Here is an 11,824-nt window from a genome sequence, read left to right as displayed (position 1 = left end):
CACGATTTTGCTACATTTTAATCAAAGAAGGCACGTATGTAAGCAATTCGTAATGTTCCAGCAGCGGGGCGGGGCTGCTGCTTCCCGGAAGGTTAAAGTTTGTCCCTCATCGAAAGAATCGACGAGATTGCGCAGCAATTTCGCGTCAACGAGCGCACATCATGAAGTCGACCAAAGGGCGCTCGCTCGATCTCCGCTCCGCAATGTTCGGCTGTGTGCACGGCCTCGTCGGCGTAGGCGTTTTCTCCGCATTGATAAATATCCTCGCCTTAACCGGCTCCGTCTACATGCTCCAGGTCTACGACCGCGTACTGCCTTCCCAGAGCGTGCCGACTCTTATCGGATTTACAGTCGGGATGCTGGGACTTTACGCGGCCTATGGGCTCCTCGATTTCGTGAGGCTTCGCCTGTTGGTCCGCATCGGCAGCCGCCTGCATAGAAATCTGCAGCAAAAAGCGTTCGCAGCCTCGCTTTCCCTGCCCCTCGTCGCCGGGCCGGATGCGAACCGGGTACACCCGCTTCGTGATCTGGACCAGCTACGTGGCTTTCTTTCCGGGCTGGGGCCGACAGTCTTATTCGACGCTCCCTGGATACCATTTTATATGGTGGTCATCTATCTGCTGCACCCCGCGCTTGGCGTGCTGGCAACGCTCGGCGCATGCGCCGTTGTGTTTTTGACGGTGGTTGCCGAGATCATCGGCCGCAAACCTGCGGCTCGTGCATCTGAGACACTCGTAGCGCAGCGGCTTCTGGCCGACTCCGGCCGCCGCAACGCAGAGGTTGTTCAGGCGATGGGCCTTTCCGCCCCGCTTAGCCGGCGCTGGAACGAGGTCAGTCATCTTTATCTGAAGAACCAGGAACGGCTCTCCGACGTCGTCGGCGCCGCAAGCTCACTGTCGAAGACGCTCCGAATGGCCCTGCAATCATGTGTGCTAGGGCTTGGTGCCTACCTTGTGATCGGCGGCGAGGCCTCGCCTGGCGTGATCATTGCATCGTCCATATTGCTGGGCCGCTCGCTGGCGCCGGTCGATGTGGCGATCGCAAACTGGAGAGGGTTTCTGGCAACCCGCAAAAGCTATACCGAGCTGGCGGCAGCGCTGGATGCTTTTGATAGCCAGCAAGAGCCAATGGAACTGCCCCGCCCGAAGGCAGAGCTTGCGGTCGAGGAATTGACCGTCGCGCCACCAAGCCTGCAGAAACCAACCATCTTCAATGTAAGCTTCCGCTTGGCGAGAGGCGCAGGGTTGGCGGTCGTCGGCCCGAGCGGCTCCGGCAAGACCACGCTCGTGCGCGCTTTGGTCGGGGCATGGAAGCCGCTTCGTGGCACCGTAAGATTGGACGGCGCCTCGCTCAATCAGTGGAACTCAGAACTGCTCGGCATTCATATCGGCTACCTGCCGCAGGACGTTGAGCTGTTCGACGGGACGATCGCCGACAACATTTCGAGGTTCGGCGGCAAAAGCGACGCAAAAGGCGTGCTGGCAGCTGCCAAGGCTGCGGGCGTGGACAAGATGATCATGCGTCTTCCGCAGGGTTTTCAAACACGCATCGGAGAAGGCGGCGCGGCCCTTTCGGCTGGGCAGAGGCAGCTCGTCGGGCTTGCCAGGGCACTTTACGGCGATCCATTTCTCGTCGTTCTTGACGAACCAAATTCCAATCTGGACGCAGACGGTGATGCTGCTTTGGCCGGCGCTATCCTGGCAGTGCGTCAGCGCGGCGGTATCGTGATCGTCGTTGCGCATCGCCCCTCCGCTCTCGTCAACATCGATCAGGTACTCGTCCTGTCGAACGGGATGCTCCATTCGTTCGGCTCGCGCGAAGACGTTCTGGCAAATGTGATCCGGCCCTTCCCGCGCCCGGACAAGCCAAACATTGTCGTTCCGCTGCAGCACGGTGCAAGCGGGCATGCTTGAGGTATTGCTTAGTGTCTAACGTGACCATGTCGTCATATGCTGCGGTTGGCGGCGAAGGCCAGCCGACCGGGGAGAAGCCGGAGCCGGATGGGATTCGAGCCAATCTACCCTGGGGTACTCTGGTCCGGAGCCTGGCAGCACATTGTCGTTCCGCCGCACAAACGTGCAGCCGGGCATATGCGAGGTATCGCCCTGCTGTTGCGGTGTCGTCATACGTCGCAGCCGGTGGCGAAAGCCGTTCGCTGGAGACGAAGCCAGAGCCGGATGGCATCCGGGCCAATCTGCTCTTGGGCCTGGCAACCAGCTTGCTGTTGATCTTTGGCGGAGGGCTCTGGTTGGGATTGACCAAGATTGCCGGCGCGGTGATTGCGCCCGCAACCGTGGTGGTCGAAAGCAACATTAAAAAAGTCCAGCATCAAACCGGCGGCACCATCGGCGGAATCTTCGCGCAGGACGGCGATCATGTGAAGGCCGGCGACGTGTTGGTCAGGCTGGACAACACATTGACCCGAGCAAACCTGCAGATAATCACCGAGGACCTCAATCGCGCCACCATTCGTCTGGCCCGACTGGAGGCCGAGCGCCAGGGTCTGCCGGAAATGCAGATCCCGCCCGACCTTCGGGCTCAAATGGGTGACCCGCAAGTGGTGGCACTTGTCAGTGGCGAGCGTGCCTTGTTTGAAAGTCGTGCTGCGGCGCTGGCTGGCCAGAAGGCACAATTGCAAAGCCGCGCGAAGCAGCTGGAACGTCAGATCGATGGCCTCAAATCGCAGCAGTCTGCAACGGACGAGTCTCTGGATCTGCTGACCAAGAACCTTGCAGATGTCGAATCTCTCTACGCAAAGAAGTTGGTGTCCAAGGAGAGGTTGAGCAATGTCAGCCTGGAGAAGACCCGGACTCGCGGCGAATCGGGACGCCTTGTCGCAGCGATAGCGGAGGTACAAGCTCACATCAGTGAAACGGACCTGCAGGTGCTTCAGCTCGACGAACAAATGCGGAGCGACGTGACCAACGAACTTCGCGAAACGGAAGCCAAGCAGACCGAACTCAGTGAGCGCAAGGTGGTGGCCGAAGACGAACTCGGCAGGACAGACATTCGTGCCCCGCAATCGGGCACGGTACAAGAATCCTCGATCCACACCGTCGGCGGCGTGATTGGCGCCGGAGAGGTGCTTATGATGATTGTGCCCGATTCCGACAACCTTGTCGTCGACGCTTCCATTCCTCCGGCGCGTATTGATGAGATTCATCCTGGACAGCAGGTGTCGATCCGCTTTCCGGCGTTCGACGCCGGCACCACACCTGCTTGCGAAGGCTCGGTCAAGCGCGTCTCAGCGGATCTGATCAAGGATCAGCAGCGTCAGCTTTCCTATTTTTCGGCGCGCATCGACGTCGAAAATGAAGCGACCTGCCTGACAGGAGAGAAAATACTCAAACCGGGCATGCCCGCCGAAGTCCACATAAGAACCGACGAGCGCAGTGTCTGGTCCTACTTGATGAAGCCCCTTACCGACCAGTTTTCCAGAGCCTTCAGGCAGTAAAGCGGTTGCGAAACGCGGCCCGATCTATCGGGTCGCCGCATTTTCGAGAGCGCTGCTGAACCTGACCTCGATCGTGTCTCCCGACATGACCTCGGTGTCTTCTTGGGCAAGCTGTTTTCGCCATTCTTCGCCGACCCTGCGAATGATCGTGACCTCGGCCTGGATCTTCTCGCCGGCAACCGGCAACGGCAGTGCGGCAGCTCCCGTGGGCTGCAACTTTTGGCTGGCGGCGCGAAGCCTTGCGCTGACGTCGGCAAGGCGCACGTTGGTATCCTTCAACTCGATCAGCAGACCCATCCTTCTTTGGTTGTCATTGCGTTCGTGCTGTCTGGCAAAATCGTCCTGCTGACGTCGTGCTCTCATAAGTTCAACCGACGTTTCGAGTGCCCGGCTGGAAGAGAGAACCAAAGCGCGCCGGACGTCGGCGAGCCGGGTATTGGTTAGATTTCCCGACTCAAACGCTTTCCTTACGCGCGCCAGATCGTCTTCGTCCGCCTTCACACCATCCGCTTCGGCCTGCGCGCGTTTGAGCAAGGTCTCGGTTTGTGCGGCGGCGTCCTTGCCGCTTTTATCCAGAAAGCCCTGCTCTTGCTGGAAGTTGTCCAACGACAGCTTCAGCCCTTCCGCTTCAGCCTGGGCGATCGCCGACGCAAAACTTGCCGGCAAGGGCGATCCTTGTGGTGGCTGCATGTCGAAAGTCGGTTTGTTCTGAAGTTCGGCGCGGATGCGGGCGCTATGAAAATAATCTCTCGTATATTCCCCCCAAAGCGACTCGTAATCGCGCCGCAGATCCACCGGATCTGGGCCAACCTGGTTTGCCCGGGACCGCAAAAGGCTGAAACCGCCTGACACGGCAATCGCCTGCCGCACCGTCATCAGCGGGCGGTAGGCCTGCTGTCCGGGAGTGAGCACGTCGCCGGTCACATAGATCGGCCTGTACTCCGCAACCACGGCGGTCACGTCTGTCGGCTTGATGACGATCATTTGCTCCCGCCCATCAGGCAGACGCTGGTGGAATATCTTGGTCGGCAAGATCGTCTGCATGCGCGTTTGCAGTTCAGCCGGAGTTAAGCCGCCCACCGAAACCATACCGACTTCGGGAAGCGCGATCGTGCCGTCCATCTGGACCACCGCACGTTGCGTTCGCTCAGGGATGGAGGCAATTCCAATCTCGACGGTGTCGCCGGCGGAAAGTCGATAGGCGACCCGTGCTTCCGCTGCAGCAGCCGTATCCATGGCAGCCAGCATGCCGAGCACGACAATAAGGATTCGATCAACGAGGACCATGGGCGACAATCTCCTTCCGGCTCGAATCCGACGATACCGCGGCCGCAATCAACAGCGGAGCCAATCCTCCCAGGCGAAAGCTCATGTCATGTAACCCATTTCGTGTCGCACTCGGCCTTCGCTGAGGCGCCCTTGCCACCATCCGATCGTCCGCTCCAAGCCTTCGCGCAGGCTGGTCTGGGCACGCCATCCAGTCTTGCTTTCGAGGAGCGAAGAATCGGCGAGCAAGGCACGTACTTCGGAATTCTGCGGCCGCAGGCGGCGCTCGTCCCGGTGGATTGGTTTCTTGCAGCCACTCAACTCGATCACCAGATCCAATATGTCCGAAATCGTCACAGCGCGCTGGCTTCCGGCATTATAGGCATGGCCAAATTCGAGCTCGGCCGAACCTGCGGTCAAAAACGCCGCCGCAGTGTCTTCCACGAAAGTAAGATCGCGGATCGGGCTTGTGTCTCCCACCATGATCGCCGGGCATTTTTTGTCGAGAGCCTGGCGTATAATGGTCGGTACGATGGCCCGCTCACTCTGGCGCGGGCCGTACGTATTGAACGGCCGCATGATGACCACAGGGATGTCGAACGATCTGGCATAGGACTCCGCCATCATGTCCGCGCCGATCTTGGATGCCGAATATGGTGACTGTCCCTGCAACGGGTGGGATTCGCTGATAGGCATTGTCAGCGCGGTGCCGTAAACCTCGCTTGTCGAAGTGTGCACCACACGCTCCGTCTCCCATTGGCGCGCCGCTTCGAGAACGTTGACCGTGCCCAGGATATTGGTCTCCACATAGGACTGGGCAGCGGCATACGAATACGGGATCGCTATCAGTGCGGCGAGATGAAACACGACCGCCTGGCCACGCACGATCCGGTTAAGGAACGCGCTGTCGCGAACATCGCCGCGGATGAGATTCAGCTGGCTTCGTATGGTGTTCGGCAAATCGTCCAGCCAGCCGTGGCTGTCGAAGGAATTGTAGAGAGCCAGCGCGGTGACGTCGGCACCGCTACGGACGAGTGCTTCGGTGAGATGCGAACCGATGAACCCATCGGCACCCGTAACCAGAACTTTCCTGCCCTTGTATGCCATGACCCAAGCGTTCCCCCTATGACGTGAGGCACTGACTTTGCAAATCCACGAGAGCGCGGATGTCCCACCTGCTCTCAAGATCCGATCGGCGGCGGCGACACGACGCCAAGCACTGCCAGCAGCCCGCGCACCATCCACACGACATCGGAGCCGATCGTGCGCTGCGGATAATAGGAAAGGTCGAGCCTGGCTTTGGCAGGAAACAGAACCTCGCGGTAGAACAGTAGCGGATCCACGGACCGAGGATAAAAACGGGCTTCGTGCCGGAAGAGAACCTGGGCAGGACCCAGCAAGCCTGGCTTGTATTGTAAAATACCCTCGAAGCCCCCGCGAAAACAATCGGCGAAGGCAAGGCTCTCCGGGCGTGGCCCGATGATTGCCATCTCGCCTCTGAAGACGTTCCAAAGCTGTGGCAGTTCGTCGAATTTGGTGACGGCGAGGAACCGTCCTATCGGCGTCATGCGGCTGTCGTCGGCCATGGTCAGCGCCAAGCCACCGGGGTCGCATTGCACGCTGAACTTGCGGAACTTGTACATGCGGAATGGGCGAGCACCAGCCCCGACGCGGGTCTGAGTGAAGAAGATGGGCCGACCGCCTTCCAGCAGCAGCGCCACGGCAATCAGCAGCATCAGCGGGGCGAAGACGATCGCCGCGGCCGCAGCAATGACGAGATCGATTGCTCGTCTCGCAGACCCATGGGCGGCGCTCGAGACGTTAGACCGATGAATGGCTAGGTCCAGGGCATTCATGCGGCTGTTCCTGTCTGAGCGCAGTTATTGACCGCCGCGGCAAGAGCGACGACTACCGATTCAACCAATGGCGCGGTGATCTGCGGATGTAGCGGTACAGTCAGTTCGCGCTGCGCGAAATCTTCAGTGCGCGGTAAGTGAGTACCGGGAATGAGCTCACGATAGAGCGTCATCTGGTGCACCGGCGGGTAGTGGATAGTGGTTTGTATCCCTTGCGCGCGCAGTGCGTCGATGACGTCTTGCCTGTCGGCGTAACGTGGCAAAAGGATAGGCATGATGTGGTAGGCCGACGTCCGCGGCTCGTGGAACGGGATGGTCACGGCCGGGCAATGCTTCGCTATGAGACGGCGATACAGCATGACCAGGATACGCCTGATCTCATTCCACTCCTGCAAATTTTGCAGCTGGACCAGTCCGATTGCAGCCCGCAGTTCATCCATGCGATAGTTGAAACCGAGCATGGTGACATCATACTGCGGGGTGCGGCTGTTCAGCCTTTGACGCGTCCCGGTGGTCATCCCATGTCCACGCGCCTGGCGGATTGTCTCGAGCAGACCAGCATCCCTGGCAATCACTGCCCCGCCTTCCGCCGTGGTCATGTTCTTGTTGCCGTAGAAGCTGAAGGCGGCCGCGGCACCAAATGTCCCCACCTCCTTCAAGCCCGGCGCATGCGCCGCGTCCTCGACGATATGCAGCCCCCGGGCACGGGCGAACTTCTGCCAGTGTTCCCGATCGGCGAGGTAGCCGGCGAAATGGACAAGAATGACTGCCTTGGTGCGGGCCGTGCATTTCGCTTCGGCTTCCACGATCGACATCAGCGGCACGTCGGCTGACTCGATGTCGACGAAGACCGGCGTCGCACCGACATAGAGGACCGCATTTGCGGTCGCGACGAAAGTCAAGGATGGCACCAGCACCTCGTCGCCCGGTCCGATGCCAAGTGCGTGCAAAATGAGATGAAGCGCTGCGGTGCAAGAACTGACCGCGACGCAATCCTCCGCATCATGAACGTCGGCAAAAGCTTGTTCGAAGGCTCGTACCTGCTCCCCCATGGTCAGCCAGCCGCTGTCGATGACCTTGGTCAAAGCAGTCTTTTCCGGCACACCCAAGATCGGGGCACTGACCAAGAGCATCACAACCTCCTAGACTGATAACTGTGGGAACCGGGCTCGTGACTTCATCATGATCATGCAGCCGTCGCAGTGACCTCGATCGAGGCCGACTGGTCTTCCCAGGAAATGGTCTGTGCGTTCTGAAAGTCGTCGACGCGCCCGATATCGAGCCAGAGACCCTCATGTTTGTACACGTGCACGGTTGTGCCGTTCTGCATCATCTGCAGCATCAGGTCGTCGAACCCAAAGGGTATGCCGGATGGGATAAACTGCAGAACATCCGGGTTCATGCAGTAAATTCCCATGCTGACCAGATGCGAAAGCGTCGGCTTCTCGCGAAAGACCTGCACGGTATTGTCGACTTCGTCGATGACGCCGAAATCCATCTTGATCAGGCGACAGGCTGTTGCGATCGTCACTGGATCGGTGTGCTTACGGTGCGCTGCTACAAATCGACTGAGGCTTAGATCCGTGAGGACATCGCCATTGAGAACGATGAATGGCTCCGTCAGTTCATCCCTGATCAAAGACAGTGGCCCGATGGTGCCAAGCGGCTCCATCTCCTGCGTATATCGAATTTTCAGGTTCCACTGCGAGCCATCTCCACACACGGTGCGGATCAAGTGGCCGAGATACCCGGTTGTAATATAGACTTCCTGAATACCGTTGCGTCGCAACCATTTCAGAAGCATCTCGAGAACCGGCCGTGCGCCGATCGGCATGAGCGGCTTCGGCAAGACCGAAGTGAAGGGGCGCAGGCGTGTTCCCATTCCTCCACATTGAATAACCGCTTTCATCTTGGTCCTCCCTTGTTCATTCGGCCTGAACGCTATCGTCACGGGCCGGCTATCCTGCCCTGGTCAGCACCGGGAAACGCGTTCTTGTCCCCTCAGAAGAACCGGTGAGATTTCCCGTAGAAGACCGGTGAGTTTTCCCCACTGTCCCCTGATCCGGACATTGCATCTGGATGGTATGTGGCCCTCAGGGTGGATGTCGTCGTGCATTCGAATGGTAACAATTCAGCCGTTTTGCTGTTCTATATCTTTAGACCTATAGCACTGCTGAATGACCGACCGGTCTGTCAGCTGTCCAAAAGGTCAGAACGTATGTTCGACGACGTTCGGCGGGTTTCGCTCACAAGGGGCAAAAAAAGAGGAGCGTTTCCCGTCATTTAAGATTATATTAGAAATCTGGCGTTTGCGGTGTTGGGGGTGCCGCAGCGTCGGCTGGATGAATCGACGAGTGGATGGCCACGACTTTCAGGCCATCGCCGTTCAATCCATTCAGACAGGCGTTGGGGTAGTTCAATGTATCGAATCGTCATCGCCGACGATCACGGCTTGTATCGTCGCGGCTTGCGATTGGCACTGACCGCAGGCATTCCAGGTGTAGAGATATTTGAAGCGTCTTGTTTCGACGCGGTGCTCAGTTTGCTGGCAGAGCAATCGTTCGTGGATCTTGCGATCCTGGACCTGAATATGCCGGGCCTGTTCAATCAAGAAGTGCTCGGCGGGATCCTGTCCGCCTATCCGGACACGCGATTTGCGATCGTTTCCGGAAACGATTCACGCTCGGAAATACTCACCGCGCTGTCGATCGGGCTTCACGGCTACATCGTAAAATCGCAGACGGACGAAGAGGTTGTTTTGGCCGTCAATGAAATCCTCTCCGGCCGCATCTATGTTCCTGCACTTCTGTCACGCCCGGGTGCAACGCAAACAACCCACGCGCATACCCATTCCGACGACAAAGGCCCACAGAGGCGTACCGCTGGCGTCAACCTCGGCAGGCTGACCTCGAGGCAAAAGGAAGTCCTCAAGCTGATGGCGGAAGGCTATTCAAACAAGGAAATTGCGCGCGATCTGGAAATCGCGGAGGCGACCACGAAAATCCACGCTGCTGCGGTTCTGCGTGAGTTGGGGGTACGCAATCGGACCGAGGCTGCCGTTATGCTGAAGACTTGGCTTTCGAGACATGCCAGCTAGAGCGCCGCGCGTCCCTTTTGGACGTGCAAACGGCGTCCCAAGACTCCTCACGCATATTACTGCATATCCCAAAGCCGCAGCGCGGCTTTGGGCCAACGACATTCTTGGAAGGAACCCTGCGCATCTCAAAGGCCGCTCAGCGCGACCCGCCTTTTAGATATCTGCTTTCCGATTGGAGCACTGCACTACAATCCGATTTCCTTGCGTGACAGCCGCAGCGAATACCGCAACCCTTGGTCCGATATTTCCAGCCTGGGAGAGTGACCGACAAGCGGCGCTCCATCCACTCCGATTATCATGGAGCCGAAGCCATGACGGACTACGCTTGAGGTCCTACGCCGCCCCGATTCCACCCACTCGAACACGATATCACTGCCTGTTTCTTCAGGTGCGAACGTCCAGCTTACGTCGATCCGGCCTTTTGGATCGGCAAGCGCTCCATATTTCATGGAATTGGTGGCAAGCTCGTGAACGATCATTGCAAAACTCTCGGCGGCGCCTCCCGACATCGCCACGGAAGGACCGCTGACCGATATCGCACGTGTTCCAATATATGGGTGCAATTCTTGCGCAACGAGATCGTTTATCGCCCCCGATACGCTGCCGTTGCGTGAAAGAAGCAGATGGGTTGCCTCGAGCGCGCGTATCCGGTCGATCAGCATTTCCTTGTATTTGGCGACGTTGTTTCCGGGAACATCGACCATCTTCACGAGCGCCGTGATCACCGCGAAAACATTGCCGAATCTGTGACGCTGTTCGAGCATGATGCGCTCCCGCTTCTTTGCCGCGGCGCGCAGCAGCGTGGTTTGTCGTCTCTCGCTCAGGTCGGCAGCCACTCCAAGCCGCTGTCCACCATCATCATGTCTTTCCTCCCTTCCGCGCAGCGCAACCCAGCGGATATGTCCGTCCGGTCGGCGGACGCGTATCTCAACATCGTAATTCGTGACCGATGGTGCGGCCTTTCTCGATGCCGCCAGCTTTGGCCAGTCCGCCGGATGAACGACAGCTGACAGTTCCTCCAAACTGCGGCTATTGGCCCGGGCCAGGCCGAGAATGTCCCAGAACGTGTCCGAGCCCGTGACTGTCCCGTTTTTAAGGTCGATGCGCCACGTAGCCAAGCGTCCAGCAGACAGAGCGAGGTCCAGCCATTCCTTCTGAGCCCGAAGCGCTTCGTGAACAGCGCGTCGTTCCGAAATATCGTCGACCACCACGAAGATGCTCTCCGAGAGCCCCCCCTTGGGTACGGACGAAGAAAGCGTTAGCCGAGCCCAGAAGGCCGTACCGTCCTTTCTTGACAGACGGACCTCGGAAACGAACGAAGAGATGTCATTGCCCAGCCTCGCCAACAATTGCGCCAAGGTGTGCCGGTCGTTCGGATGGGTGAGCGTATCGAGCTGCAATTGGGCAAGCTCCTCCTCCTTGTACCCGGTCATCTCACAAAGGCGTTTGTTGGACTGCAGCAACTCACCTTTCTCGTTGGTGTTCGCGAATCCCAGGGCAGCACGTTCGAAGGCCCAACGATAGCGGCTTTCGGTCGCCTCGACGGCAGCGAGCCTGGCCTCCGCGACTTCCAGCAACTCACGCAAGTCCTGCCTAAGGCGATGGAAGGTCATGGCAATCACCCCGCCCGAAACCAGAAGCAGGATTGCCCGTGCCCAATCTCCACTTGAAATCTGATCGTGTCCTCGTGCCCACAGCCCGACAGCCACCATCAGAATGGTCGCAGCGAGCGCCGGTACGCGGTCTTCGAGATAGGCGATAATAATAATAGCCGGAATAAATTCCAGAAAACTGGCGCCTTGCCCAATATAGGCTGACGATTTTATTTCAAATATCAGTGTGGCAGCTAACACCGATGCAGAGGCAATATGAGTTAGCAATCTGCCCGACGGGTTCGAATTCGACCTGCGCGACTGCGAGCTCATGGACACAGACTACAACCTTCTGACTAGCCCGTCGAGACTAGAGCAAAAAACGTACAGCTTAGTACCACTGCCGGATTGCCACACCGCTATCATAGCGCGCATTTTATCGGACGCAGCGGGGCCTAGGAGCTGCCTTAGAACTGTCGGATCATATTAAGTTTTCAAGGTGGTGATGAACATATCATCCGTCAGCGCATAGAAGACTAGAATCCAGCGACACATAGAA

General features: G+C 58.4%; 9 protein-coding genes. 3 read left to right on the top strand and 6 right to left on the bottom strand.

What is annotated here, in order from left to right:
• Positions 1-161: 161 nt before the first annotated feature.
• The gene (locus AC0L2X_RS13720) at positions 162-1,913 is read left to right on the top strand and encodes a type I secretion system permease/ATPase (RefSeq protein WP_473557892.1); all 1,752 of its coding nucleotides are present in this window, start codon (positions 162-164) and stop codon (positions 1,911-1,913) included.
• A 203-nt stretch (positions 1,914-2,116) separates the two neighbouring features.
• The gene (locus AC0L2X_RS13715) at positions 2,117-3,454 is read left to right on the top strand and encodes an HlyD family type I secretion periplasmic adaptor subunit (RefSeq protein ID WP_473557889.1); all 1,338 of its coding nucleotides are present in this window, start codon (positions 2,117-2,119) and stop codon (positions 3,452-3,454) included.
• 24 nt (positions 3,455-3,478) lie between these two features.
• Here the strand turns inward: AC0L2X_RS13715 and AC0L2X_RS13710 are convergent, their stop codons facing one another.
• From AC0L2X_RS13710 to AC0L2X_RS13690, 5 genes are all read right to left on the bottom strand, one after another.
• Entirely contained in the window at positions 3,479-4,741 is a 1,263-nt protein-coding gene (locus AC0L2X_RS13710) for a polysaccharide biosynthesis/export family protein (protein ID WP_473557888.1), read from the bottom strand.
• Positions 4,742-4,822: 81 nt separating this feature from the next.
• Complete coding sequence (locus AC0L2X_RS13705) at positions 4,823-5,827, bottom strand: SDR family NAD(P)-dependent oxidoreductase (protein WP_473557886.1); 1,005 nt, start codon at positions 5,825-5,827, stop codon at positions 4,823-4,825.
• Positions 5,828-5,901: 74 nt separating this feature from the next.
• Complete coding sequence (locus tag AC0L2X_RS13700) at positions 5,902-6,576, bottom strand: sugar transferase (protein WP_473557883.1); 675 nt, start codon at positions 6,574-6,576, stop codon at positions 5,902-5,904.
• The gene (locus AC0L2X_RS13695; protein WP_352490098.1) at positions 6,573-7,709 is read right to left on the bottom strand and encodes a DegT/DnrJ/EryC1/StrS family aminotransferase; all 1,137 of its coding nucleotides are present in this window, start codon (positions 7,707-7,709) and stop codon (positions 6,573-6,575) included. The genes AC0L2X_RS13700 and AC0L2X_RS13695 overlap by 4 nt, the downstream gene beginning before the upstream one ends.
• A gap of 53 nt (positions 7,710-7,762) precedes the next feature.
• Positions 7,763-8,485 carry a nucleotidyltransferase family protein gene (locus AC0L2X_RS13690; RefSeq protein WP_023675619.1) on the bottom strand — a complete coding sequence of 241 codons (723 nt, stop codon included), beginning with the start codon at positions 8,483-8,485 and terminating at the stop codon, positions 7,763-7,765.
• Between the two features lie 510 nt (positions 8,486-8,995).
• Between AC0L2X_RS13690 and AC0L2X_RS13685 the strand changes: the two genes are divergently transcribed.
• Positions 8,996-9,673: a LuxR C-terminal-related transcriptional regulator gene (locus AC0L2X_RS13685; RefSeq protein WP_023675618.1), complete on the top strand. Its 678-nt coding sequence runs from the start codon at positions 8,996-8,998 to the stop codon at positions 9,671-9,673.
• A 185-nt stretch (positions 9,674-9,858) separates the two neighbouring features.
• Here AC0L2X_RS13685 and AC0L2X_RS13680 read toward each other — a convergent pair whose 3' ends face one another.
• The gene (locus tag AC0L2X_RS13680) at positions 9,859-11,598 is read right to left on the bottom strand and encodes a PAS domain S-box protein (RefSeq protein WP_473557879.1); all 1,740 of its coding nucleotides are present in this window, start codon (positions 11,596-11,598) and stop codon (positions 9,859-9,861) included.
• Positions 11,599-11,824: the final 226 nt, after the last annotated feature.

The organism is Mesorhizobium sp. WSM4828, assembly GCF_055811175.1.
Note: the sequence above shows the minus strand (reverse complement) of the source record. Positions and strands in the feature narration are given on the sequence as shown.